Raw genomic sequence first — 26056 nt, forward strand, 5'->3', positions numbered from 1 at the left:
TCCTTGATTAACCGATCTGCACTTCTTCGCGCAGGTCATGCCAGATATCGCGCGAAATTTCGATGAAGCGTGAGTCGTAGCGGATCTCCGATGTGACGCGCGGTCGCGGCAGATCGATTTCGTAGACTTTCTTCAGCGTGGCGGGGCGGGCAGTCAGCACGAACACGCGATCGGCGAGCGCGATCGCTTCTTCGAGGTCGTGCGTGACGAACACGACCGATCCGGCGCCGCCCCACAATTGCAGCAACTCGTCCTGCATCAATGTGCGCGTCTGCATGTCGAGCGCCGAGAACGGCTCGTCCATCAGCAGGATTTCCGGCTTGTTGATGAAGGTCTGCGCAAGCGCGACGCGCTTGCGCATGCCGCCGGACAGTTGATGCGGATAGTGCTTGCCGAACTTGTCGAGGCCCACGCGGCGCAGCCATTCGTTCGCTTCATCGTAAGCGGCCGATTTCGAGCGGCCGCGATACAGCGGACCCGCCGCGACGTTGTCGAGCACCGAGCGCCACGGAAACACCGCATCGGCCTGAAACACGAAACCGATGCGCGGATCGATGCCGTCCACCGGCGCGCCCATCACGCGCACTTCGCCGGTGGTCGGCTTCAGCAAGCCGGTGATCATGCTGAGCGTGGTGGACTTGCCGCAGCCGGTCGGGCCGACCACCGCGACGAATTCGCCGCGTGCCACCGACATGCTGAAGTCGCGCAGCGCGATCGTGGCCTTGCCGTCCGGGGAAATGAAACGGCACGACACGTTGCGCATTTCGATCGCTGGCGTCTCGCGTGACATAGGTTGATTCATCGGCGGGTGCCTCGCAGTTCTGTGAATATGAAGGAAGCGTTACTTCGACGCGGTCTTGACCGGCACCGACACGTAGTCGTTGGTGTAGGTCTTGGCGAGATCGATATGCTTGCCCTTTACCGACGGATTGAATGCGGACAGCACCTTCAGCACGGTATCCGGGCCGTCGGCGGGCATCTTGCCGTCCTTCGTGAACATCGGCAGCGACGCCTTCAGCGCGTTCACGTACAGGTCCTTGTTGTTGCCGTAGTAGTCTTTCGGCATCTGCGCGGCGATGTCCTCGGCGCTATGCGTCGCGATGTAGTTCAGCGTCTTCACGAACGCATGCGAGAGCTTCGCGGCCTCGTCCTTGTGCGCTTCGGCCCACGCGCGCTGCACGTAGAAGCTCGAAGCGGGGTAGGTGCCGCCGAGCGCGGCGCGCGTGCCGTCCACGTTGCGCATGTCGACCAGCACCTTCGCGTCGCCGGTCTTGAGCAGTTGCGAGACGGTCGGCTCGGTGGTCATGCCGGCGTCGATGCGGCCTTGCTTGACGGCGGCGATGAAGCTGTTGTCCGCGCCGACCGGCAACATCGTGTATTGCGTCGACGGCACGCCCGCGCGCTGCGCGAGGTACTGCGTGAGGAAGCTGGTCGACGAACCGAGGCCGGTCACGCCGAGTGTCTTGCCTTTGACGTCGGCCATGCTCTTCAGCGAATCGGCCGCCTTCGTCGAGACCATTTCTACTTCGCCCGGCACCTGGCCGAAGACGACGAGCGCCTGCACTTCCTTGCCCTTGCTCTGCAGGTCGATCGTATGATCGTAGAAGCCGACCACGCCTTGCACCGCACCCGCGAGCAGTTCGTTCTCCGCATCGACGCCGGCCGGCTGCGACAGGATCTCGACGTCGAGGCCTTCGTCCTTGAAGTAACCGAGCTGCTCGGTGAGCTTGGCCGGCAGATAGATGATCTTGGTGGCGCCGCCGACCATGATCGTGATTTTCTCGGCGTGAGCGGCGGCCGATGCGGCGGCAAGGGCGAACGCAACTCCTGAAACAGCGGCAATCTGGCGCAAGGTACGCATGAAGCAGTCTCCTTAGGTGGGTCGCCGCGAGCGTGGTGCGCGGCGCTTTTCTGGGTCAATGGGGGCGATTATAGAAACGCGAAACCTTCTGGCAGCTTTCGGGGTTTGGCGCAAAACATGGGTGTTAACCCGAAAATGCGCCGAAAATGCGCCGAAATTGCGCGCGGATCGGCACTGCGCTCGCGGCGGGCACTGGACGGATGCGGCAAACCACACGGTATGCGCGCAGCCCCCTTGTTTTAATGCACAATCGACGACCTGACTTTTGCCGTTGCCGCCATGAAGCTGCTGCTGATCGAAGACAACCCCACGCTTGCGCACTGGCTCGCGAAAATGCTGGAGCAGGAAGCCTTCGCGCTCGACGCCGTGCTGGACGGCGATGAAGCCGACCGCCTGCTGCGCACCAATCACTACGACGTGATCCTGCTCGACCTGAACCTGCCGAAGCTGTCGGGCAAGAACGTGCTGCGCCGGCTGCGTCAGCGTGGCGACGCGACGCCGGTGCTGATCCTCACCGCGAGCGGCTCGATCGACGAGAAGGTGGAGCTGCTCGGCGCCGGCGCCGACGACTATCTGGTGAAGCCGTTCGAAGTGCGCGAGCTGATCGCGCGCATCAAGGTGGCGATTCGGCGGCAGTCGCCGTCGAAAGCGGGCGAGGTGGTGTGCGGCGATCTGTCGTTCGACATCGACACGCGCCAGTTCACGCTGAAGGGCGCGTCGCTGAATGTGACGCCGCGCGAGCGTTCGGTGCTCGAAGCGCTGATCCTGCGCCTCGGCAAGACGGTGACGAAGCCGGCGCTCGTCGATGCGATCTTCACGCTCGCCGACGAGCCGAGCGAGGATGCGGTCGAGATCTACATTTCGCGTCTGCGCAAGAAGCTCGATGGCAGCTCGGCCGCGATCGTCACGCTGCGCGGGCTCGGCTATCTGCTGCGCAAGCGGGAAGACGACCAGTAACGATGGCCAATAGCCTACGCATACGCCTGCTGTGGTGGCTGCTCGTACCGCTCGCGCTTTATGTGTTCGTGACCGGCAAGACCGAGTACGACAACGCGCGGCACACCGCGAATCTGGTGCAGGACAATCAGCTGGTCGCGTCGGCGCGGATGATCGCGGGCGAGGTCGAATGGAGCGACGGCTTTCTGCGTGTCGATGTGCCGCCCGCCGCGCTCGAGATCTTCGCATCGCCATATCGCGACCAGGTGTTCTATAGCGTGCGTGTCGACGATGGGCGGCTGCTCGCGGGTACGCCTGATTTTCCGCCGCGCCCGCTGCGGGCGCCCGACGTGCCGGATTCGTACTACACGCAGTTGCACGGCCAGCAGGTGCGCGCTGTCGACATCGTGCGGCTCATGTACGACAACGGCGCGACGCGTCCCGTGCGCGTGACGGTCGGCAAGACCGTGCGCTCGCGCGATGCGATGACGCAACAGCTGTGGCGGCCGCAACTCGTGCGCCAGCTCGAAATGATCGCGCTGGCGGTGGCGCTCGTTTGCATCGGGCTCACGTTCGAGTTGCGGCCGTTGATGAAGGTGAAAGACGAGGTGGCCGACCGCGATCCGATGCAGCTCGAACCGATTCGCGTCGAGCGTCTGCATACGGAACTGCGGCCCATCGTCGATGCGATCAATCAGTGCATCGCGCGGCTCGGCGTGCAGGTGGCGGCGCAGCGGCGCTTTATCGCCGACGCCGCGCATCAGTTGCGCACGCCGCTCACGCTGCTCGGCACGCAACTGCAATTCGCGCGGCAGCAGGAAGGCCTCAATCCCGCGCTCGACGAAGCGCTTGCCGCGATGCATCGCAGCAACCGCTCGATGGTCGGGCTCACCAACAAGCTGCTTTTGCTCGCGCAGGCCGAGGCCGCCGACAACTCGCAGCTCGCCATGGAACGCGTCGATCTGGTGCCGCTCGCGATGGAGGTCGTCGAAGATCTCGGCCTGCTCGCGCAGGCACGTGAAATCGATCTGGGCGCGGAATTGCACGGCGCGGCGCCGGTGCTCGGACATCGCGGCTTGTTGCAGGCACTGATCGCGAATCTCGCCGAGAACGCGATTCGCTATACGGGCAGCGGTGGTCACGTGACGGTCGCCGTGAACGCTGATACCGCGGCCAATGCGGTGACGGTCAGCGTGATCGACAACGGCCCCGGCATTCCGGCCGAATCGCGCAGCCGCGTGTTCGAGCCGTTCTTTCGTGCGTCGACGGATACCGAGGGCACGGGCCTCGGTCTTGCGATCGTGCGCGAAATCGCGGACGCCCATCACGGCGAGATCACGCTGAAGGCGGGCGAGGGCGGCAAGGGTGTGCATATCGCCGTGACGTTTCCGCGCGCAACGCCGAAGTGATCGGGATAAACCCGAGGTTCGCGCAACATGCACAGCCGTGAAAGCATCGGGAAGGGTTCGCACCTTCGAAATCACGGGCAGGCGACCCGCGCGGCGCCCAGACACAAGATAACGGAGACACCCCCAATGAAGCTTTCCTTGACGCGTTTCTCGCGCGCGGCCTATGCCGCCGTCGCGGCGTCGCTCGCGCTGTGCGCGCTCGCGAGACTCGCGACGTCTGCGCAAGCCGCCGCGCCGGAGAAACTCGCGATCATGGTGGGCGGTACCAACAAGCTCATCTATCTGCCGGCGCGTCTTGCCGAACGGCTCGGCTATTTCAAGGCCGAAGGGCTCGACGTCGAACTGCTGTCGCAGCCGACTGGAATAGACGGCGAAAACGAAATGCTCGCGGGCGCGGTGCAGGGCGTGGTCGGCTTCTACGATCACACGATCGATCTGCAGACACGCGGCAAGGAAGTGAAGACGATCGTCGTGTTCAGCCAGGTGCCCGGCGAAGTGCAACTGGTCGCGGCGAAATCGGCCGATTCGATCCGGAGCATGGCCGACGTGCGCGGAAAAACACTCGGCGTGACGGGGCTCGGCTCCTCGACGAGTTTTCTCACGCAGTACCTCGCACAGCGCGCGGGCGTGCGGTCCACGCAATACACGCTGCTGCCGGTCGGCGCGGACAGCAGTTTCATCGCGGCGATGCGGCAAGGACGCATTCACGCGGGTATGACGACCGAGCCGACCGTCACTCAACTATTGAAAGCGGGCGACGCCAAAGTACTCGTCGACATGCGCAATGTCGATGGCACGCGCGCCGCGCTCGGCGGCATGTATCCGGCGTCGAGCCTCTATGTGCAAAGCACGTGGCTCGACGCGCATGCCGACGAAGCCGCGAAACTCGCGCGCGCATTCGTCAAGACGCTGCGCTATATGCGCACCCACAGCGCGGAACAAATCGCCGCGCAGATGCCAAAAGAAGACATCGGCAACGACAGAGCGCTGTATATCAGCGCATTGCAGGCCTCGCTGCCGATGTACACCGTCGACGGCAAGATGCCAGCCGACGGTCCGCAGACGGTGCTGAAGGTACTGTCGAGTTTCAATCCGGCGGTGAAGGGGCGGCATATCGATCTGTCGCGCACGTTTACCAATCAGTTTGTCGATGACGTGAAGCCTTGAAAGCGGGCTGACCGCGGGGGTTGCTCCTGGTTCAGGACAATGCGCTGCTGTCGTCGATGCGGATCATCGGCGAGGATATCGACTGGGACAACGGCTCCGTGCGAATCGCTGCGAAAGCCACCTCACGACTTGCGCTCGCGTCCCGCACGCGTCTTGCCCGCTCCGCTCCTCGCGCGGGTCTGCGCCGCGAGTTCCTCGACCATCTCCCGCGCGGCCGTCTGCAACTCGGGCACATAGCGCCGCTTCGCTTCCGCGAGCGACACTGCGCGCGACAGAAACACTACGTTCAAGCTCGCGAGCACGCGTTCCTCGAACACGATCGCGACGGCAACCGCGCCAATCTTCCCCTGATCCGCCCAGTCGCCGTGATTCGAGCCGAACCCATCCGCGCGCACGCGTCGCACGAGGCTGCGAATCAACGCGTCGTTCGACGCGAGCGCCTTCTGCTCCTCGCCGCCGGCGCCCGCGCGCAGCAGATCGAGAATGTCCTCGCGCTCCTCGTCGGGGCACATCGCGAAGTACGCGCGACCCGCCGCGGTCAGCAGGATCGGTAAACGGCGGCCGACCATCGCGCGATGAAACGATAGCGGACTGAAGCGGTGCGTGGTCTCACGGACGATCATCGCGTCGCCGTCGGGAGTGGTCAGATCGGACGGCCACGCGACGCGTTGCAGCAGACGCCCCATCACCGGCGGCGCGATCGTCGCGATACGTTCGTCGTCGGTGAAGCCTTCGCTCAGCGCGCGCACCTTCAGCGTGAGCCGGAAGCTGTCGTCGGACGCGCTGCGCCGCACGAAGCCTTCCTCCATCAACGTTTCGAGCAGCCGCCGCGCGGTGGTGCGATGCAGGCCGGTCAGCTCGCTGATCTGCTGGCTCGTCGCGCGGCCGCTGTCCATCGAGTTGAGCGCCTGCAGCACCTGCAAGCCGCGCGACAGACCTCGCACATTCGTGTATTTGGTCACTTGAGACCTCAATCAAATCAACTGTGTGCATTCTATGCACAATTTCCAGATTTTGTTGAGCGGGCAGGTGGCCGGTCCTAGACTGCCAACAAATCAACGATTTCATGGAGACGCAAGCTGTTGCCCGCAGGCGATTTTTCGCCATGGCGACAGCCGGTTCGCGCCGCCGCGCTCCGTGAATATCTCGACCCGGTCACTCTGGTCGACATACGGAGACAACATGCCCCAACCGCTCGACCCGGTGGCCGCGCAAGGCCACAGTGGACCCGTCACCACCGACGTCGCGATCATCGGCGCCGGCCCGGTCGGTTTGATGATCGCCAACTATCTCGGCCTGCAGGGCGTGCGCGTCGTGCTGATCGAAAAGCTCGACGGGATCATCGACTATCCGCGCGCGATCGGCCTCGATGACGAAGCGCTGCGCGTGTTTCAGTCCGTCGGCCTCGCCGATGCATTGCTGCCGCACACGACCCCCGATCACTGGATGCGCTTCGTCACGAGCAACGGTCACTGCTTCGCGTCGATCGAGCCGCGCACCGACGAATTCGGCTGGTCGCGCCGCAACGCGTTCATTCAGCCGCTGGCCGATCGCGTGTTGTACGACGGCCTGCAACGCTTCCCGCACGTCGAGGTGCTGTTCGGCCACACGGTCGACTCGTTCACGCAGGACGGCAGCGGCGTCACGATCGAAGCGGAACACGCGCAGAGCGGCCGCCGCACGATCCGAGCGTCGTACATGGTAGGTGCGGACGGCGGCAACAGCTTCGTGCGCCGCACCCTCGACGTGCCGTTCGAGGGCCGCACGAAACCGAATCAGTGGATCGTCGTCGACGTGCGCAATGACCCGATCGGCTCACCGCACGTGTACATGCATTGCGATCCGCGGCGCCCGTATGTGTCGGCCGCGCTGCCGCACGGGATTCGCCGCTTCGAATTCATGGTGATGCCCGGCGAGACCGAGGAAGAGCTGTCGAAGCCGGAGAACATGGCCGCGCTGATCCGCAAGGTCGTCGCCGAGCCGGAGAAGGTCGACTACATCCGCAAGCGCGTCTATACGCACAACGCGCGCCTCGCGAGCAGCTTCCGCGTGAAGCGCGTGCTGCTCGCCGGCGACGCCGCGCACATCATGCCGGTGTGGCAGGGCCAGGGCTACAACAGCGGTATTCGCGACGCGAGCAACCTCGGCTGGAAACTCGCGATGGTGGTCAAGGGCGTCGCCGGCGATGCGCTGCTCGATAGCTACACCGCCGAGCGCCGTTCGCATGCGCGCTCGATGATCCACCTCTCTGAGGTCGCGGGCGACATCTTCGCGCCGACGAGCCGCTTCGGCATCAAGTTTCGCGATGCGTTCGTGCGTACGTTCAACTGGTTCCCGGCGGTCAAGCGCTACTTCGTCGAAATGCGTTTCAAGCCGATGCCACGCTATGAAAGCGGCGTCGTATTGCTGGCGCGCACGCCGCGCAAGCGTGGCTGGCTCGCGCGCGCGCTCGAACGCGCGGGGCATTCGGCGCCGGGCCGCCTGCTCGGTCTGATGAGCGAGAAGCGCGAGTCGCGGCTCGGCCGTCTCGTGTATGGACGCGACCCGCATTGTCATTCGCCGGTCGGCCGCATGTTCATTCAACCGCGCGTGCGCACGGAGAGCGGCGAGGTCGTGCGACTCGACGATGTGCTCGGCAACCGCTTCGCGATCGTCGGCTGGGGCGCGGAACCGACCTTCGGTTTGTCGGAGCAGGCGCGTGCGATCTGGCAGCGGCTCGGCGGCTGCTTCGTGGTCGCGAAGCCGAACACGCAGCTGTCTTTCCATGACGACGTGCCAGAAGACGTCATCGCGATCGGCGATGTGAACACGCGGCTGAAGGACTGGTTCACGCGAGTGCCGGAATCGGTCGTGCTGTTGCGTCCCGATCGTTTCGTCGCGGGCATGGGCTCGCCGCAGCAGGTGTCGCAACTCGTCGTCGAACTCGCGCAGCAGCTGCATCTCGACGCGGCGGGGCGGGCCGACGTGGCCGGTTCTCGCAACGAAGCAGCGTTCGCGCCCGATGCCGTCGCCATTTTCGCCACCGCTGCAACCGCCGGAGCCTGATATGCCGATGCTGCTCGAATGCCTTTCGCACACGCCGTTGCACGGCTATTACGATCCCGCGCCCGAAGTCGTCGCGGAAGTCGCGCGTGTGCATGCGGCAGCGCGTGCGCGCGTCGTCGAGTTCGATCCCGAACTGGTCGTCGTGTTCGCGCCCGATCATTACAACGGTTTCTTCTATGACGTGATGCCGCCGTTTTGCATCGGCGCATCGGCGAGCGCGATCGGCGACTTCAAGAGCCTCGCCGGTCCGCTGGAGGTGCCCGCCGATACCGCGCTCGACCTTGCCGAAGCGGTGCTCGCGAGCGACGTCGACGTCGCCGTCTCGTACCGCATGCAGGTCGATCACGGTTGCGCGCAAGCGCTGGAGATTCTGACGGGCAGCCTCGATCGATATCCGGTCGTGCCGGTATTCATCAATTCGGTGGCCGCGCCGATGGCTTCATGCCGCCGAGCGCGTCTGCTCGGCGATGCGTTGGGTCGAGCGCTCGCACGCTCGAAGCAACGCGTGCTCGTGATCGGCTCGGGCGGCATCTCGCACGAGCCGCCGGTGCCGGAACTCGCGGGCGCGAGCGAGGAAGTCGCCGAGCGTCTGATCGCGGGCCGCAATCCGTCGGCCGAATCGCGTGCGGCGCGTGAGGCGCGCACGATCGCGGCGGCGCGCGCGTTCGCCGCGGGCGACAGCCGTCTGCATCCGCTCAATCCGGAATGGGATCGCGCGTTCCTGAAGCTGCTCGAAGACGGCGAACTCACCGCGCTCGACGGTTTGACCAACCGCGCGATCACGCGCGAGGCGGGCAAGTCCGCGCACGAAATCCGCACGTGGATCGCCGCGTTCGGCGCACTGAACGCGAGCGGCCCGTATCGCGCGTCGCTCGATTACTACCGTCCGATCCCCGAATGGATCGCGGGCTTTGGCGCGATGCACGCGCGACCCGTGACGGCCCACGTCTAACCGAATCAGGAACCCGCCATGACCACTCAAAGCAATATAGACGCGCTCGCCCTGCGCCTGCGCGAATCGGAACGTACGCGCGCGACCATCGCGCCGTTGCGCGACGACCCGCGTTTCGTCGACCTGTCGAACCCGGCCGACGCCGAGGAGCTCGCGTACGCGGTGCAGCAGGCCAACGCGGCCGCGCGCATCGCGGCGGGCGAGCGCGTCGTCGGCCGCAAGATCGGACTCACGTCGCCGGCGGTGCAGCGTCAACTCGGTGTCGACCAGCCTGACTTCGGCGCGCTGTTCGCATCGATGGCGTATGGCGACGGCCAGCCGATTCCGCTGGACGAGCTGATCCAGCCGAAGGTCGAAGCGGAGATCGCGCTCGTGCTCGAACACGATCTGCTGCACGAGCGCCACACGTACGCCGATCTGATGCGCGCAACCGCGTATGCGGTCGCGGCGATCGAAGTGGTGGACAGCCGCATCGAAGGCTGGAACATCCGCTTCGTCGATACCGTCGCGGACAACGCGTCGAGCGCGCGCTTCGTGCTCGGCAGCCGCCCGGTCCTGCTGCGCGATATCGATCTCGCGGCCTGCGCAATGACGCTATCGAAGGATGCGGAAGTCCTGTCGCGCGGCAATGGCGCCGCGTGTCTCGGCAATCCGCTGAATGCCGCCGCCTGGCTCGCGGATCGCATGGTCCGGCTCGGCACGCCGCTGCGTGCCGGCGACGTGCTGATGACAGGCGCTTTGGGGCCGATGGTCGCCGTCAAGGAGCCGGGCACCTACTGCGCGCAGATCGAAGGTCTCGGCAGCGTCCGCGCGACTTTTTCCGCATAAAGCATGCACTCGCAAGCACTCGATTGGGAACTCATATGGCAAGCGAAAAACTGAAGGCCGCGATCATCGGCTCCGGCAACATCGGCACCGATCTGATGATCAAGATCCTGCGTCACGGCAAGCATCTCGAAGTCGCGGCGATGGTCGGCATCGATCCGAACTCCGACGGCCTCGCGCGCGCCGCGCGGCTTGGCGTCGCGACCACGCATGATGGTGTCGAAGGTCTGACTCGTCTGCCCGTGTTCAACGACATCGACTTCGTGTTCGACGCGACCTCGGCCGGCGCACACGTCAAGAACGATGCGCTGTTGCGAAAGCTGAAGCCCTCGGTTCGCGTGATCGATCTGACGCCGGCGGCGATCGGCCCGTACTGTGTGCCGGTGGTAAATCTCGACACGCATCTCGACGCGCCGAACGTGAACATGGTCACGTGCGGCGGACAGGCGACCATTCCGATGGTCGCGGCCGTGTCGCGCGTCGCGAAGGTGCATTACGCGGAGATCGTCGCGTCGATCAGCAGCAAGTCAGTGGGCCCAGGCACGCGCGCGAACATCGATGAATTCACCGAGACCACGTCGAAGGCGATCGAAGTGGTCGGCGGCGCCGCGAAGGGCAAGGCGATCATCGTGCTCAACCCGGCCGAGCCGCCGGTGATGATGCGCGACACGGTCTATACGCTGTCGGAGCTGGCCGACCTCGACAAGGTCGAGCAGTCGATCGAGCAGATGGCCGCCGCGGTGCAGGCGTACGTGCCGGGCTATCGCCTGAAGCAGAAGGTGCAGTTCGACGAAATCAGCGCGAGCGCGCCGCTGAACATTCCGGGCCTCGGCAAGTTCAGCGGTCTGAAGACCTCGGTCTTCATCGAGGTGGAAGGCGCCGCGCACTATCTGCCTGCGTATGCGGGCAATCTCGACATCATGACTTCGGCCGCGCTCGCGACCGCGGAGCGCATGGCGCAGGCGCTCGTGCAGGCATCAGAGGCTTAAGGAGACTTCCCGCATGGACAAGAAACTGTATATCTCCGACGTGACGCTGCGCGACGGCAGCCACGCCACTCGTCACCAGTACTCGATCCAGAACGTGCAGGACATCGCACGCGCATTGGACCGCGCAAAGGTGGACAGCATCGAAGTTGCCCACGGCGATGGCCTGCAGGGTTCGAGCTTCAACTACGGCTTCGGCGCGCACAGCGACCTCGAATGGATCGAAGCGGTGGCTGACGTGGTCGAGCACGCTCAGATCGCGACCCTGCTGCTGCCTGGCATCGGCACGATCCACGACCTGAAGGCCGCCTACAACGCGGGCGCTCGCGTGGTGCGCGTCGCCACGCATTGCACGGAAGCGGACATCTCGAAGCAACACATCGAATACGCGCGCGAACTCGGCATGGACACCGTCGGCTTCCTGATGATGAGCCACATGACTACGCCGGAGAACCTCGCCATCGAAGCGAAGAAGATGGAGAGCTACGGCGCGACCTGCATCTATGTGGTCGACTCGGGCGGCGCGCTGACGATGAACGACGTGCGCGACCGCTTCCGCGCGGTGAAGGCCGTGCTGAACCCCGAAACGCAGACGGGCATGCACGCGCACCACAACCTGTCGCTGGGCGTGGCCAACTCGATGGTCGCGGTCGAAGAAGGCTGCGACCGTATCGATGCATCGCTCGCGGGCATGGGCGCCGGCGCGGGCAATGCGCCGCTCGAAGTGTTCATCGCGGCGGCCGAGCGCATGGGCTGGAATCACGGCACCGACCTCTACACGCTGATGGACGCCGCCGACGACATCGTGCGTCCGCTGCAGGACCGTCCGGTGCGCGTCGATCGCGAAACGCTCGCGCTCGGCTATGCGGGGGTGTATTCGAGCTTCCTGCGCCACTCGGAAGTGGCCGCGAAGAAATACGGCCTGAAGACCATGGACATTCTCGTCGAGCTGGGCAAACGCCGCATGGTCGGCGGCCAGGAAGACATGATCGTCGACGTCGCACTGGATCTGAAGCGCGCGCACGCAACCGACGCAGTGGCTTCATGACCCGGACGCTGCGCGACGGCGCCGCATGCCGCGCGCGCAGCGTTCATTTCATCCAGCAAGGTCGCCGCAAGAGCGACGCTGACTCAACATTGGAGACTTTTATGCGGCAGTCAACGCAAGCAACGCAAACAACACAGTCGACGAAACCTCTTGCCGGCGGCGCGCTGACGATCGGGCTCTGCCTGATCGTCGCGCTGCTCGAAGGCGTGGACCTGCAATCGACCGGCCTCGCGGCACCGCGCATGGCGCGCGAATTTCATCTCGCGGTCGCGCAGATGGGCTGGGCGTTCAGCATCGGCGCGTTCGGGCTGCTGCCAGGAGCCGCGATCGGCGGACGTCTCGCCGACCGGCTCGGGCGCAAGCGCGTGCTGATGTGGTCGGTTGCGCTATTCGGCATCTTCTCGCTCGCGACCGCGCAGGTGTGGGACCTGAACAGCCTGCTCGCCGCGCGCTTTCTGACCGGCCTCGGTCTTGGCGCAGCGATGCCGAATCTGATCGCGCTGTGCTCGGAAGCGGCGCCGCCCCAACAGCGCAACACCGCGGTCGGCGCCATGTATTGCGGCATGCCGTTCGGCGCGGCGCTCGCGGCGGTGGTCGGCATCATCAGCCCGGGCGACGCGGGCTGGCGGCATATCTTCTACGTCGGCGGCTTCGGGCCGTTGCTGGTGCTGCCGCTGCTTGCGCTGTTCCTGCGCGAGTCGGCGCAGTTCGTCGCGGCGCGTGCAACCAAAGGCGCGCGACGCGATGCGTCGGCTAGCGTGACGCACGCGCTGTGGCAGGAAGGGCGCGCGGGCACGACGATCGCGTTGTGGATCAGCTATCTCGGCACGCTGATCGTGCTGTATTTCCTGATCAACTGGCTGCCGTCGCTCGTCTTGACGCGCGGTCTGACGCGCGTGCAGTCCGGTGTCGTACAGATGATGTTCAACATCGGCGGCGGCATCGGCGCGATCGTGATCGCCGGCATGATGGACCGGATGGGGCGGCGCCGCACGGTCGCGGGCATGTATGTCGGCATCGTCGTTGCGCTTGGCGCGTTGCTGAGCGCGAATGGCGGCACGTCGATGGCGTGGGGCGGTCTGCTCGCGGGGCTGTTCCTGGTCGGCGGCCAGTCGGTGTTGTATGCGCTGGCAAGCAGCCTGTACCCGACCGAAGTGCGTGGCACCGGCGTCGGCGCGGCCGTGGCGGTGGGCCGTCTCGGCTCGATCCTCGGACCGTTGATCGCGGGGCAACTGCTCGCGATCGGTCAGGGTGCGAGCGTGCTGCTCGGCGCGAGCATTCCGCTGATCGCGGTCGCCGCGATTGGCGCGTGGCTCGTCGTGAATCGCTCGACACTTCGATATACCCCGGTGGCCGCGCAATAGCTTTGCAGCCCGAAATACCGCGCGGGTCCGCCGTCAACGGCGACTCGCGGTCACTTAATCCGTGAAACAAAGGAATTCGACATGAGCAACACCAACACGCAAGCAGCGGCGATCACCGAGGAAGCGACCAGCCGATTCGTCCGCATCACCGAAGACGGCCGCGAGATGCAGCTCCACTACAACGACGTGGGGCAGGGTGCGAAAACGGTCGTGATGCTGCACGGCTCGGGACCGGGCGCGACCGGCTGGGCCAACTTCAATCGGAACGTCGAGCCGCTCGTCGCGGCGGGCTATCGCGTGATCCTGATGGACTGCCTCGGTTGGGGCAGGAGCGACCCGATCGTCTGCAAGGGCTCGCGCTCGGAACTGAACGCGCGCTGCCTGAAGGCGCTGCTCGATGCGCTCGATATCGAACGCGCGCATATCATCGGCAACTCGATGGGTGGGCATAGCGCGGTCGCGTTCGCGCTCGCCGAGCCGCAACGCGTCGGCAAGCTCGTGCTGATGGGCGGCGGCACCGGCGGCCCGAGCCAGTTCGTGCCGATGCCGACCGAAGGCATCAAGCTGCTGCAAGGGCTGTACCGCAACCCGACCATCGAGAACCTGCAGCGCATGATGAGCGTCTTCGTGTTCGACACGAAGGCGTTGACCGAAGACCTGATGCAAGCGCGCCTCGCGAACATGCTGGCGCGCCGCGATCACCTCGAGAACTTCGTCGCGAGCCTCGCCGCGAATCCGAAGCAGTTCAACGACTACGGGCCGCGCCTTGGCGAAGTAACCGCGCCGACGCTCGTGATCTGGGGTCGCGACGATCGTTTCGTGCCGATGGACATCGGCCTGCGGCTCGTTGCCGGGATGCCGAACGCCGATCTGCATGTGTTCGGCCGCTGCGGGCATTGGGCGCAGTGGGAGCATGCGGACAAGTTCAACCGGATGGTGGGGGAGTTCCTGGGACGCGGGCATTAAGCAGGGTTGTCGTTGTGGGCGACTGGTGCGTCGTTGCGGCGGCGGGCTGGTTGCCTCGTTTAGGTTTGGGTTCTTTTCTTCGCCGACTAATAGGCGATTTCAAGATCCGGATGTAGCGTCAATGTAGATACGGACGACTTGCTGTTTTCGCTGTGAGTATCTACAATGGATATACATTTGGAGCTGGGATATGGAACTCAAGATTCAGAAGTGGGGCAACAGCGCTGCAGTACGGTTGCCGGCCGTGTTGTTGGAGCAAATTCATGCGTCGGTGGGCAGTTCGCTGAACGCGGACGTGCGCCCCGAGGGGGTGTTGCTTACGCCTGCGCGTCGCAAGTATTCACTGGATGAACTCGTCGCGCAGTGCGATCCGAAGGCGCCACCGCCAGCCGATCTCGACGTCTGGAGTGAAGTCAAGCCGGCGGGGCGCGAAGCATGGTAAGGCGCATCAAGTTTGAGCGCGGCGATATCGTGCGCGTGAGCCTGAATCCGACGCTTGGCAAGGAGCAGCAAGGCGATTTCCGTCCCGCGCTGGTTTTGTCGCCTGCCGCATTCAATGCTCTTGGGGTCGCGCTCGTTGCGCCGATCACGCAGGGGGAGTTCGCTCGATACGCTGGGTTCGCGGTACCGCTCTCGGGTTCGGGAACAGAGATTCAGGGGGTGGCTCTGGTGAATATGGTGCGCACTCTGGACCTCGAGGCCCGCGGCGCACGCAAAGTCGAGCGCGCTCCGGCCGAGGTAGTCGAGGACGCGCTCGCCCGCCTTCAAACGATTCTGGAATGACGGGAAAGACGATACGAACTAAACCGATCCGCGGCGAGCGACCCCATCACTCCGCCGCCGGCATCCGAGTCACACTCTTCGGCAACCGCCCATCACTACCCGCGGCGTCGTCCGCTGCCTCTCCCAACTCCCGCCTAACCGTCGACTCCCGCACCACCAGATGCGGATCAAGCATCGAATAACCCGCGCTCTCTTCGCCCTTACCGTGCAGTTCGTCGATCAGATTCATCATCGCGAGCTCACCCATCTTCTCGCTCTGAAAGTCTACCGAGGTCAGCGCCGGCGACGCGTACTCGCCATACGGCACGTTGTCGAATCCAGCGATGGAAACATCGCGCGGCAACGAGAAGCCCAGCTCGCGCGCTTCCTTGATGAAGCCGAGCGCGATCAGATCGTTGTAGCAGATCACGGCGTCCGGTCGTTTCGGGCCGAGCATCAGGCCCGAGCAGGCGCGCTCGCCGTCCGTCGACGACGCCGGCGCAGGACGTCGTGACGCGCGAAGCGCGGGCGTGAGGAGCCGGCGGCGCAAGCGTATCTTCGAGGCGCCCAATCGTCGGCAAGTGGAGGGCAGCAGTCACGGCTCGGTGGCGGCATTTGCGGCTCGTCAATGCGACCAATTCGCATTCATCCAAAAATAATATTCCGCAAGTCATCTATAAGATATCTGTCTTAAGACCGGGGTGATCGGCCGCAAACCCTTGCCAGTCATGGCTCGACCCCTTTGGGTAGGGTCTCGCGACCTGTTTGTCTGGTCACATTTAGTGGAAAACGCGCATATACTCTCGGTCGTATCGCAAAACGAAGGTCGCGGGGTTGCGTCGTGCCGAACTGACGCCGTCGCCGTCGCCGTCGCGCCACGATTTGCGCTGGCTTCGACTGCCAACGCTCTGTCTATCACTTCCTAGCAAAGCATTAATCATGTCCACACCGCCGAAGATCATCTACACCCTGACCGACGAAGCGCCCGCACTGGCGACGTACTCGCTGCTGCCGATCGTCAAGGCGTTCACGCGCTCGTCCGACGTGCTCGTCGAAACGCGTGACATCTCGCTCGCCGGCCGGATCATTGCCGCATTTCCGGACTACCTGAGCGCGGAGCAGAAGGCTTCCGACGATCTGGCGGAGCTCGGTGGACTCACCATGCGCCCGGAAGCGAACATCATCAAGCTGCCGAACATCAGCGCGTCGGTGCCGCAGTTGAAGGCAGCGATCGCCGAGCTGCGCGACCAGGGCTATAAGCTGCCGTCGTACCCGGACGTCGCGACGACCGACGCCGAGAAGGACGTCAAGGCCCGCTACGACAAGATCAAGGGCAGCGCGGTGAACCCGGTGCTGCGCGAAGGCAATTCGGACCGCCGCGCGCCGTTGTCGGTGAAGAACTACGCGCGCAAGCATCCGCACAAGATGGGCGCATGGAGCGCGGACTCGAAGTCGCACGTCTCGCACATGAGCGATGGCGATTTCTACGGCAGCGAGAAGTCGGCGCTGGTCGCGCAGGCCGGTAGCGTGAAGATCGAACTGACCGCCGCCGACGGCACGATCACGGTCCTGAAGGCGAAGACGCCGGTGCAGGCAGGCGAAATCATCGACGCGTCGGTGCTGAGCAAGAACGCGCTGCGCAGCTTCATCGAAGCGCAGATCGCCGAGGCGAAGGCGAACGGCGTGCTGTTCTCGGTGCACCTGAAGGCCACGATGATGAAGGTCTCGGACCCGATCATCTTCGGTCACGTGGTGTCGGTGTTCTACAAGGACGTGCTCGCGAAGCATGCGCAAGCACTGGCCAAGGTCGGCTTCAACCCGAACAACGGTATCGGCGACCTGTACGCGCGTCTGAAGGATCTGCCGGCTGAAACGGCCGCGGCGATCGAAGCCGACATCGAGGCGCAGTACGAACAGCGTCCGCCGCTCGCGATGGTCAACTCGGACAAGGGCATCACGAGCCTGCACGTGCCGAGCGACGTGATCGTCGACGCATCGATGCCGGCGATGATCCGCGAGTCGGGCAAGATGTGGGGCGCCGATGGCGCGCTGCACGACGCGAAGGCGGTGATTCCGGACCGTTGCTACGCCGGTGTGTACCAGGCGGTGATCGAAGACTGCAAGAAGCACGGTGCGTTCGACCCGGTCACGATGGGCACGGTGCCGAACGTCGGGCTGATGGCACAAGCCGCCGAAGAATACGGTTCACACGACAAGACGTTCCAGATCCCGGCGAACGGCGTGGTCCGCGTCACCGACGAAGCCGGCGCGGTGCTGCTCGAGCAGCCGGTGGAACAGGGCGACATCTTCCGTATGTGCCAGACCAAGGACGCGCCGGTCCGCGACTGGGTCAAACTCGCGGTGAACCGCGCCCGCGCTTCCAACACGCCGGCCGTGTTCTGGCTCGACGCGGCGCGCGCGCACGATGCGCAGATCATCAGGAAGGTCGAGCAGTACCTGAAGGATCACGACACGAACGGTCTCGACATCCGCGTGATGACGCCGGTCGAAGCGACGAAGTTCTCGGTCGAGCGCATCCGCGCCGGCAAGGACACGATCTCGGTCACCGGCAACGTGCTGCGCGACTACCTGACCGACCTGTTCCCGATCATGGAACTGGGCACCAGCGCGAAGATGCTGTCGATCGTTCCGCTGATGGCCGGTGGCGGGATGTTCGAAACCGGCGCGGGCGGTTCGGCGCCGAAGCACGTGCAGCAGCTGGTCGAGGAAGGCTTCCTGCGCTGGGATTCGCTCGGTGAATTCCTCGCGCTGGCGGCATCGCTCGAGCATCTGGGCACCGCGTATCACAACCCGAAGGCGCAGATTCTTGCGAAGACGCTCGATCAGGCGACCGGCAAGTTCCTCGACAACGACAAGTCGCCGGCGCGCAAGGTCGGCGGTATCGACAATCGCGGCAGCCACTTCTACCTCGCGATGTACTGGGCCGAAGCACTGGCCGCGCAAACCGACGATGCCGCGCTGCAGGCGCAGTTCGCGAGCGTCGCGAAGGCGATGGCCGACAACGAGGCGAAGATCGTCGCGGAACTCGGCGCGGCGCAGGGCAAGCCGGTGGATATCGGCGGCTACTACCGTCCGAACGTCGAGCTGACTAGCCAGGCGATGCGCCCGAGCGCGACGCTGAACGCAATCGTCGATTCGGTGGCTTGAGCTCGCGCGGGCGACTGATGCGGTAAGCACGCAGCACACCGCGGACAAAGCCGCAAGCAGGACCGCAAATACGACAATGGCGCCTTCGGGCGCCATTGTCGTTTCTACTGTCACTGCTACGTCGCCGTCGGTCATGCCCGTCCTTATACGTGAACGATTTCCCAATCGGCGAGCTTCTCCGGAATCTCGAGCGTCGACGTGTCGAGCTCCGACAGATGCTCGCAGCTCAGACCGCGCGCGAGGTCGTCGGCGGCCTGTTGCGGGCTCGAGAATTCTCCGAGCGTTTCGTTGCCGTAGGTGGCTTCCCAGCCGTCCTGACCCGGCAGAATGTAGAACGCTCCCTGCGTCGAACCAAAGCGAAAGCCTTTCATTTTTAGTCTCCCAGTTGCCAATAAAAAAAGCCGCGATTCGTGACGGCTTCTGCGCAATCTGCGGGATTTGGGTGGCCGTGTCGTGGGGCCCCTCGAATCCGACTGCGTGAAGCGCGTGCTCTTGTGAAAGAGTCTACGTCAGCGAATCGGCGGGCAATTGGGCGTCGAGCCGGTCTTTATATTAAAAATATTCGTGTAAAAACAAAGGCTTGCGCGATACTTTTTGCGATGTGCAACGCCGCCGGGCATCGTGAAATGGCCGCTTTGTGCCCCGCAACATGATTTTTTACGACGCGCGGCATCGTTTCGTATCGTGAAAATTAGGGCTGCGCGCGACGCGCAAAACGACGCTGTGCGGCCCTATGACGCGCCGAGCCGTTCGATCAGCATCGCGACGAAGGTCTCGGTCACCGGCGGCAAGGTTCGGCCGCGCTTTTTGATCAGCGCGATGCGCCGCGTGAACGCGGCTTCGTCGATCGGTCGCGCGACTAGCTCGGGCTCCGCGCGCACCTCGCGCGCCGACGCCGGCAGGATCGTGATGCCGAGCCCGGCGCGCGCCATCGCGACCGCGCTCATCATGTAGGTCGGTTCGCAGGCGATGCGCGGCTCACATTGCGCGTCGTTATCTGCAGCCCGACGTGGTCGCCGATTTCTCGCAGGTGCGCGTCGAGCAGGAAGCCGTGGACCGTGTGCGCGTCACCGGCGGTGGCGGCACGGAGCGCACCGCGACGTTGAAAGTGTCGGTTGCGTATTTCGACGGCTATATCGGCGAGGGGCAGATTTCGTACGGCGGACCCGGCGCGCTTGCGCGGGCGCGGCTCGCGCTCGATATCGTGCGCGAGCGTCTCGCGCTGACCGCCGTGCAGACGCGCGAGTTGCGCTTCGATCTGATCGGCGTGAACGCACTGCATGGTGACGCGGTGGCGGCCGGTCATGGCGAGCCGTACGAAGTGCGCGCCCGGGTGGCGGGACGCACGGCGTCGCTCGCGCAGGCGCTGCGCATCGGCAACGAGGTCGAGACGCTGTACACGAACGGACCGGCGGGCGGCGGCGGCGTGACGAAGGCGGCGCGCGAGGTGGTCGCGGTGCAGTCGGTGCTGCTGCCGCGCGAGTATGCGACGCCGGCTTTCTCGCTGATGGAGGCTTGAGATGAAACTACGAGAACTGGCCCACTCGCGCACCGGCGACAAGGGCAATACGCTCAATATCTCGGTGATCTGTTACGACGCGCTGCATTACGAGCGGTTGCGCGATGTGCTGACGCCCGAGCGCGTCAAGACGCATCTGCGCGATGTGGTGCGCGGCGAGGTGGTGCGCCACGAGTTGCCGGGCCTTGCCGCATTCAACTTCGTGCTCGGCGACGCGCTCGGCGGCGGCGTTACGCGTTCGCTCGCGCTCGACGCGCATGGCAAATCGCTGAGCTCGGCGTTAATGGATCTCGACGTGGGGCAGTGAGGGCATTGCCGGCGGCGCGTCGTGTTGCGGGGCGGCCGCTCAGCCCCGCATGTGATCACACGCCAGCCTTCGTCAGGTCATGCGCGCGGCGCAGTCGCTCGCGGCTGTTGCTCAGATGCATGCGCATCGCGGCGCGCGCGTCGTCGGCATCCTGACGCTCGATCGCGCGATAGATCATCAGATGCTCGCCGAGCACGCTGCGCAACACCTCGATATGGTCTAGCTCCGCGATCTCGGCCGAACCGAGCCGGGTGCGCGGGCTGACCGAGCGGCCGAGCTGGCTCAGCACGTCGAAGAAATAGCGGTTACCGCTCGCGCGCGCGATCTGCAAATGGAACTCGATGTCGTGTGCGAGCGTGTCGGTGCTGCCACGCTCGAGCTCCGACTCGAATCGATCGAGCGCAGTGCGGATCTGCTTCAGGTTCTGCTCGGTGCGCCGCGATGCCGCGAGCGCGGCCGCGGCCGCTTCGACGTCGATCCGGAACTCGATGATCGCCATCACGTCGAGCATGCTGGTGAGATCGGCGGCGGGAAGCTGCATCGGCTTTTCGGCGGCGGGCGCGAGCACGAACGTGCCAATGCCATGGCGCGTCTCGACGATCCTCTCTGCCTGCAGACGCGAAATCGCCTCGCGGACCACGGAGCGGCTCACGGACAGCTGCTTCATCATCGCGACTTCGGTGGGGATGCGGTCGCCTGGCCTCAGCGCCCCGCGGCGAATCTCATCGGAAAGGGTGGCCACCACCTTTTCAGTTAGGCTGCTCATTTTTGTGGCTGGTTGACTGATCCTGCAAAGTATCGCACAGGACTGTACTCGATTCTGCCGCGTTCGGCGGCATCGGCGCGGGCTATTTTTTGCGTGCAGATGCGCGGTGGGGGCGGGGATGAGACGGACATTTGCGCAAACGCATGGGTTGCTGACGACAGTCTGCCAATCGTAGACATCGGACGTCTTAGTTCGAGGCGGATTCCGGGTTGGTCAACAGGGTTATGAACCTTTGAATCTGCCGTTATTTCAAGGCGATCCCTCTGGAACCACAGGGTAAACACCCCATTGGATTTGACCAAAGTAACGCGGTAGACTGTCGTCAGACAACATATCAGGCGTAGAGCAGGGTCTTGCACCCACCGGGTGCGCCGCGCTGCGTTCCACCAGGCCTCGTGGCCGACAGGGAGACACAACTTGACATCAGTTCTGACCACCGCGCTCGACCCGCTGGAATCGGCGGTCGCGAAGGTGAAGCGCAACGTGTTGCCGCTTTTCCTGATCATGTTCATCGCGAACTATATCGACCGCGTGAACATCGGCTTCGTCAACGCGCACATGAAGGCCGATCTCGGCATCGGCGCGGCCGCCTACGGGCTCGGCAGCGGGCTGTTCTTCATCGGCTACGCGCTGTTCGAAGTGCCGTCGAACGTGCTGATGCAGAAGTTCGGCGCGCGCGCCTGGCTCACGCGCATCATGGGCACGTGGGGGCTGGTGGCGGGCGCAATGGCGTTCGTCTGGAACGACACGTCGTTTTACGTGCTGCGGTTCCTGCTCGGCGTCGCCGAGGCGGGCTTCTTTCCCGGCGTCGTCTTTTACTTCACGCAGTGGCTGCCCCAAAAGGAACGCGGCAAGGCGATGGCGATCTTTCTGTCGGGCTCGGCGCTCGCGTCGGTGCTGTCCGGTCCCATCACCGGCTCGCTGCTGTCGATTCGCGGCCTCGGCCTGCAAGGCTGGCAGTGGATGTTCCTGATCGAAGGCGCATTCTCGATCGCGCTGTGCGTCGTCAGCTGGTTGCTGTTGAAGTCGCGCATCCGTGACGCGCATTGGCTCACGGCCGAAGAACAGCGTGTGCTCGAACAATCGATCGCGGCCGAACAGGGCGAGCGCGAAGCGCAAGGCGGCGCGCATCTGCCGACGGTGAAGCTGCTGAAGGACCCGCAAATCGCGCTGTTCTGCTTCCTGTACTTCGCGATCCAGCTGACCATCTACGCGGCCACTTTCTGGCTGCCGACCATCATCCGCAAGATGGGCGGCCTTTCCGACTTCGAGGTCGGCATGTTCAACGCGATTCCGTGGCTGATCTCGATGGTCGCGATGTACGGGTTCGCGGTCGTATCGGCGAAGTGGCGACATCAGCAGGGCTGGCTCGCGGTCGCGCTCGTCATCGCGGCAGTCGGTCTGTTCGCGTCGACGTCGGGCAACCCGGTGTTCTCGTTCGTCGCGATCTGCTTCTCGGCGATCGGCTTCAAGGCGGCGTCGTCGCTGTTCTGGCCGATTCCGCAGGGCTACCTCGATGCGCGCGTCGTCGCCGGCGTGCTCGCGCTGATCAACTCGCTCGGCAACCTCGGCGGCTTCTTCGCGCCGGCCACCTTCGGCTATCTGCAGCAACACACGGGCTCGATCACGGGCGGGTTGTACGGTCTCGGCGTCGCATCGCTGCTCGCGGCGGCGGCCGGCTTCCTGACGCGCAACAAGCCCGGCAATCGCGAGCCGTTGCCCGATTCGTTGCACGGCAACGCGCATTGACTACACTGACGGCTCGTACGCGGCCGTCGATTTTTCTGTATTCGAGTTCTCATCCGGTCCGGTCGAACACGCACGCAGCGCGCGGCGGCTTCCGCCGGCCGGCCTACTTCATCACACAGGTGCTTTTCCCATGTCCACCAAACCTACCGAATCGAACGCCACGCCGGTCGTCACCGAACTGCGCGTCGTGCCCGTCGCCGGTCGCGACAGCATGCTGATGAATCTGAGCGGCGCGCATGGTCCGTTCTTCACGCGCAACATCGTGATTCTGCGCGACAGCGCGGGCCATACCGGCGTGGGCGAAGTGCCGGGCGGCGAGAACATCCGCAAGACGATCGACGACGCGCGGCCGTTCGTGGTCGGTCAGTCGATCGGCAATCTGCAGGCGATCCTGAACAAGGTGCGCACGCAGTTCGCCGATCGCGACGCTGGGGGGCGTGGCCTGCAGACCTTCGACCTGCGCACGACGATTCACGCGGTGACCGCGCTCGAAGCCGCGCTGCTCGACCTGCTCGGGCAGCATCTCGGCGTGCCGGTCGCGGCACTGCTCGGCGAAGGCCAGCAGCGCGACGAGGTGGAAATGCTCGGCTACCTGTTCTATATCGGCGATCGCAACAAGACCGATCTGCCGTACGCGAACAACGCCGGCGCGCGTGACGACTGGGAGCGCGTGCGCACCGAGAAAGCGCTGACGCCGGAGACGGTCGTGCGTCTTGCCGAGGCCGCGAAGGCGCGCTATGGCTTCAACGACTTCAAGCTGAAGGGCGGCGTGCTGCCAGGGGACGCCGAGATCGAAGCGGTCACGGCTCTCGCCGAGCGCTTCCCCGAAGCGCGCGTGACGCTCGACCCGAACGGCGCATGGTCGCTCGCGGAAGCGGTGCGCCTGTGCCGTGACAAGCACGATGTTCTCGCCTACGCGGAAGATCCATGCGGCGCGGAGAACGGCTATTCGGGCCGCGAAGTGATGGCCGAGTTCCGTCGCGCAACCGGCCTGCCGACGGCGACCAACATGATCGCGACCGACTGGCGTCAGATGGGTCACGCCATCCAGCTGCAATCCGTCGATATTCCGCTCGCCGATCCGCATTTCTGGACCATGCAGGGCTCGGTGCGCGTCGCGCAGATGTGCAACGATTGGGGCCTCACGTGGGGTTCGCATTCGAACAACCACTTCGACATTTCGCTCGCGATGTTCACGCACGTCGCGGCCGCGGCGCCGGGCAAGATCACCGCGATCGATACGCACTGGATCTGGCAGGATGGTCAGTTCCTGACGCAAGATCCGCTGCAGATCGTCGGCGGGAAGGTCAAGGTGCCGCAGAAGCCGGGGCTCGGCATCGAACTCGATATGGATGCGCTCGAGAAGGCGCACGCGATGTATCAGCAGCACGGCCTCGGCGCGCGCGACGACGGCATTGCCATGCAATATCTGATTCCAAACTGGAAGTTCGACAACAAGCGGCCGTGTCTCGTGCGTTAAGGACGATTTAACTCAATCAAAAAGCCTGGCGGGCTGCACGAAAGATGCGGTTCACCAGGCTTTTTTGTTTCCTTTTGCATTGCACGGTGCGAGCTAGCCGCACCGCGGATATCGGCGGCCATCATCGGGCCACTTGTCAGCTCTTGCGAAACACCACATGCGAAATCCGCTGCACCAGCAGCGCGGCCGCGAGCGATGCCACCGCCGTCAGCCACACACCGATATGAATCGACTGCACGAGCGCGTCGCGTGCGCTATCGATCAGCGCGAGCGTATCGAGTCCCGACTTCTTCATATCCGCAATCAGCTGCGTGCGCGACGCGTCGTCGATCAGGATGCGCAGATCGACGAAACGCGGCCGCCATTGCGATGCGGCCGGCTCTCCGAGCACGCTCATCGTGCGCGTGACGACATTGCGATAGTGATGCTGCACGACAGTCGCGACGATGCTGGTGCCGAGCATGCCGCCGACCATGCGCGTCGATTGCAATAGCGCGGTCGTGATGCCGAAGCGCTCGCGTCCGGCGATCTCCTGGCCGAACACGTTCAGGTTGTTCAGGATGAAGCCGAGGCCGATGCCGACCGCGCCCATCGGCAGCACGATGCGCCAGCGCGGCGTGTCCGGATTGGCGAACGCGAGCGCGATCGACGCGAACATCAGCAGCCCGAAACCGATCGTCAGAATGCGCGTGGGCTTCTTCATGTGAATCACGATGCGCGTGTTCAGCACACTGCCGAGCGCGATGCACGCGGCGATCGGCGTCGCGAGCAGGCCGGCCTGCTGCGGCGAGAGACCGAAGCCGCCTTGCAGCAGCAAAGGCGCGAAGAAGATCAGCGAGAACATCACGAACCCGGACAGCATGCCGAGCGTGAATAGCGTGACGAGCTGCGCGTCCTTGAACAGATCGAGCGGAACGATCGGATGCGTGGCGCGCTTTTCGCACGTGAAGAGTGCGATCGCGCCGGCGATCACGCACGCGCCGAGCACGAGATTGCCCACGGTGAGGCCGTGCTTCGGCACCGCTTCGATAAACGCCTGCAAGCCGCCGAGCACGCCCGCGACGAGCCCCGCGCCGAGCCAGTCGATCTTTACTTCGCCGTCATGCGGCCGCCGGAAATTCGGCAGATGCATCCAGATGAAATAGAGCGCCGCCGCGCCCACCGGCAGATTGACGAGAAACGTCGAGCGCCAGCCGAGGTGCTCGCTCATCCAGCCGCCGAGCGACGGGCCGGCCGCCGTACCGATGCCGTAGGCCGCGGCCAGCACGACCTGCCAGCGCACGCGGGTGCGCGGGTCGGGGAACAGGTCGGGAATCGACGCGAACGCGGTGCCGACCATCATGCCGCCGCCAACGCCTTGCAGTCCGCGCGCGATCGCGAGAAACAGCATGCTGTTGGCGAGGCCGCACAACACGGACGCGACCGTGAACGTGATCACCGCGGCGATCACGAAGCGCTTGCGGCCGAAGTAGTCGCCGAGCCGTCCGAACACCGGCACCGTGACGACCGAGGCGAGCAGGTACGCGCTTGCGATCCACGCAAAATATTCGAAGCCGTGCAGCTCGGCGACGATCGACGGCAGCGCGGTGCTGACGACGGTCTGGTCGAGCGCGACCAGCATGTTGACGAGGCCGATGCCGAGCATCGCGTAAAGCGCGTGGCGAAACGGCAGGGCGGGGGCGGCGGCGGCGGAACTGGCGGGGGCGGTGGAATTCACGGATCGGGCAGAAGGCGGTTCGGGGTGGA

The 26056-nt window shown here is 64.6% G+C and carries 22 protein-coding genes and 3 pseudogenes; 17 read left to right on the plus strand and 8 right to left on the minus strand.

The genetic code is table 11. From position 1 onward, the window contains the following. Positions 1–7: 7 nt before the first annotated feature. Both HDG32_RS32485 and HDG32_RS32490 read right to left on the minus strand, forming a co-directional pair. Positions 8–802 (minus strand): ABC transporter ATP-binding protein, encoded by a 795-nt coding sequence (locus tag HDG32_RS32485; RefSeq protein WP_184024643.1) that lies wholly within the window; start codon positions 800–802, stop codon positions 8–10. A gap of 39 nt (positions 803–841) precedes the next feature. Beyond that, complete coding sequence (locus tag HDG32_RS32490; RefSeq protein ID WP_184073615.1) at positions 842–1861, minus strand: ABC transporter substrate-binding protein; 1020 nt, start codon at positions 1859–1861, stop codon at positions 842–844. A 279-nt stretch (positions 1862–2140) separates the two neighbouring features. Here HDG32_RS32490 and HDG32_RS32495 point away from each other — a divergent pair, with 279 nt between their 5' ends. The 3 genes from HDG32_RS32495 (at position 2141) to HDG32_RS32505 (ending at position 5373) form a co-directional block, all read left to right on the plus strand. Further along, positions 2141–2818: a response regulator gene (locus HDG32_RS32495; RefSeq protein ID WP_184073617.1), complete on the plus strand. Its 678-nt coding sequence runs from the start codon at positions 2141–2143 to the stop codon at positions 2816–2818. 2 nt (positions 2819–2820) lie between these two features. After that, positions 2821–4206: a sensor histidine kinase gene (locus HDG32_RS32500; protein ID WP_184073619.1), complete on the plus strand. Its 1386-nt coding sequence runs from the start codon at positions 2821–2823 to the stop codon at positions 4204–4206. A 126-nt stretch (positions 4207–4332) separates the two neighbouring features. Next, positions 4333–5373, plus strand: coding sequence for an ABC transporter substrate-binding protein (locus HDG32_RS32505; protein ID WP_184073621.1), 1041 nt, complete (start codon positions 4333–4335; stop codon positions 5371–5373). A gap of 122 nt (positions 5374–5495) precedes the next feature. On the opposite strand, the gene HDG32_RS32510 is transcribed toward HDG32_RS32505, so the two are convergent. Then, entirely contained in the window at positions 5496–6335 is an 840-nt protein-coding gene (locus HDG32_RS32510) for a DNA-binding transcriptional regulator (RefSeq protein WP_184024662.1), read from the minus strand. A 220-nt stretch (positions 6336–6555) separates the two neighbouring features. On the opposite strand from HDG32_RS32510, the gene HDG32_RS32515 reads away from it, so the two are divergent. From HDG32_RS32515 to HDG32_RS32555, 9 genes are all read left to right on the plus strand, one after another. After that, positions 6556–8418, plus strand: a complete 1863-nt coding sequence (locus HDG32_RS32515) for a bifunctional 3-(3-hydroxy-phenyl)propionate/3-hydroxycinnamic acid hydroxylase (protein WP_184073623.1) — start codon at positions 6556–6558, stop codon at positions 8416–8418. Between the two features lies 1 nt (position 8419). Further along, positions 8420–9370: a 3-carboxyethylcatechol 2,3-dioxygenase gene (locus HDG32_RS32520; protein WP_184073625.1), complete on the plus strand. Its 951-nt coding sequence runs from the start codon at positions 8420–8422 to the stop codon at positions 9368–9370. An 18-nt stretch (positions 9371–9388) separates the two neighbouring features. Then, positions 9389–10198 carry a 2-keto-4-pentenoate hydratase gene (locus HDG32_RS32525; RefSeq protein ID WP_184073627.1) on the plus strand — a complete coding sequence of 270 codons (810 nt, stop codon included), beginning with the start codon at positions 9389–9391 and terminating at the stop codon, positions 10196–10198. Between the two features lie 35 nt (positions 10199–10233). Then, positions 10234–11184, plus strand: a complete 951-nt coding sequence (locus tag HDG32_RS32530; RefSeq protein ID WP_184073629.1) for an acetaldehyde dehydrogenase (acetylating) — start codon at positions 10234–10236, stop codon at positions 11182–11184. Positions 11185–11197: 13 nt separating this feature from the next. After that, positions 11198–12229: a 4-hydroxy-2-oxovalerate aldolase gene (dmpG, locus tag HDG32_RS32535; RefSeq protein ID WP_184073631.1), complete on the plus strand. Its 1032-nt coding sequence runs from the start codon at positions 11198–11200 to the stop codon at positions 12227–12229. 101 nt (positions 12230–12330) lie between these two features. Beyond that, complete coding sequence (gene mhpT / locus HDG32_RS32540; RefSeq protein ID WP_184073633.1) at positions 12331–13593, plus strand: 3-(3-hydroxy-phenyl)propionate transporter MhpT; 1263 nt, start codon at positions 12331–12333, stop codon at positions 13591–13593. Between the two features lie 81 nt (positions 13594–13674). After that, a complete protein-coding gene (locus HDG32_RS32545) occupies positions 13675–14559 on the plus strand; it encodes an alpha/beta fold hydrolase (protein WP_184073635.1) in 885 nt (294 codons plus the stop codon). Positions 14560–14749: 190 nt separating this feature from the next. Further along, positions 14750–15001 (plus strand): AbrB/MazE/SpoVT family DNA-binding domain-containing protein, encoded by a 252-nt coding sequence (locus HDG32_RS32550; RefSeq protein WP_184073637.1) that lies wholly within the window; start codon positions 14750–14752, stop codon positions 14999–15001. Then, positions 14995–15342, plus strand: coding sequence for a type II toxin-antitoxin system ChpB family toxin (locus HDG32_RS32555; RefSeq protein WP_184073639.1), 348 nt, complete (start codon positions 14995–14997; stop codon positions 15340–15342). Before HDG32_RS32550 ends, HDG32_RS32555 begins: the two co-directional genes overlap by 7 nt. A 46-nt stretch (positions 15343–15388) precedes the next feature. Here the strand turns inward: HDG32_RS32555 and HDG32_RS32560 are convergent. Further along, positions 15389–15895, minus strand: a pseudogene (locus HDG32_RS32560) (substrate-binding domain-containing protein); the annotation flags it as partial. Between the two features lie 365 nt (positions 15896–16260). Between HDG32_RS32560 and HDG32_RS32565 the strand changes: the two are divergent. Continuing rightward, entirely contained in the window at positions 16261–18489 is a 2229-nt protein-coding gene (locus tag HDG32_RS32565) for an NADP-dependent isocitrate dehydrogenase (RefSeq protein ID WP_184073641.1), read from the plus strand. 143 nt (positions 18490–18632) lie between these two features. Here the strand turns inward: HDG32_RS32565 and HDG32_RS32570 are convergent, their stop codons facing one another. Further along, the gene (locus tag HDG32_RS32570) at positions 18633–18860 is read right to left on the minus strand and encodes a hypothetical protein (protein WP_013092475.1); all 228 of its coding nucleotides are present in this window, start codon (positions 18858–18860) and stop codon (positions 18633–18635) included. A gap of 360 nt (positions 18861–19220) precedes the next feature. Further along, positions 19221–19478: pseudogene (locus HDG32_RS32575) on the minus strand (LysR substrate-binding domain-containing protein); the annotation flags it as partial. On the opposite strand from HDG32_RS32575, the pseudogene HDG32_RS32580 reads away from it, so the two are divergent. Both HDG32_RS32580 and HDG32_RS32585 read left to right on the plus strand, forming a co-directional pair. After that, a pseudogene (locus HDG32_RS32580) lies at positions 19469–20008 on the plus strand (acyclic terpene utilization AtuA family protein); the annotation flags it as partial. The pseudogenes HDG32_RS32575 and HDG32_RS32580 overlap by 10 nt on opposite strands. 1 nt (position 20009) lies before the next feature. Further along, on the plus strand, positions 20010–20315 hold the full coding sequence (locus HDG32_RS32585; RefSeq protein WP_184061648.1) for a hypothetical protein: 306 nt from the start codon (positions 20010–20012) through the stop codon (positions 20313–20315). Positions 20316–20370: 55 nt separating this feature from the next. Here HDG32_RS32585 and HDG32_RS32590 read toward each other — a convergent pair whose 3' ends face one another. After that, complete coding sequence (locus HDG32_RS32590; protein ID WP_184024710.1) at positions 20371–21081, minus strand: FadR/GntR family transcriptional regulator; 711 nt, start codon at positions 21079–21081, stop codon at positions 20371–20373. A 417-nt stretch (positions 21082–21498) separates the two neighbouring features. On the opposite strand from HDG32_RS32590, the gene HDG32_RS32595 reads away from it, so the two are divergent. Continuing rightward, positions 21499–22830 carry an MFS transporter gene (locus HDG32_RS32595; RefSeq protein WP_184073643.1) on the plus strand — a complete coding sequence of 444 codons (1332 nt, stop codon included), beginning with the start codon at positions 21499–21501 and terminating at the stop codon, positions 22828–22830. Between the two features lie 130 nt (positions 22831–22960). Continuing rightward, positions 22961–24310, plus strand: a complete 1350-nt coding sequence (gene gudD, locus HDG32_RS32600; RefSeq protein WP_184073645.1) for a glucarate dehydratase — start codon at positions 22961–22963, stop codon at positions 24308–24310. Positions 24311–24446: 136 nt separating this feature from the next. Here gudD and HDG32_RS32605 read toward each other — a convergent pair whose 3' ends face one another. Then, on the minus strand, positions 24447–25955 hold the full coding sequence (locus HDG32_RS32605; protein ID WP_184073675.1) for an MFS transporter: 1509 nt from the start codon (positions 25953–25955) through the stop codon (positions 24447–24449). Positions 25956–26056 lie beyond the last annotated feature (101 nt).

The sequence above is a fragment of the Paraburkholderia sp. CI2 genome (assembly GCF_014201055.1).
In the GTDB taxonomy this organism is placed as follows: Bacteria; Pseudomonadota; Gammaproteobacteria; order Burkholderiales; family Burkholderiaceae; genus Paraburkholderia; species Paraburkholderia tuberum.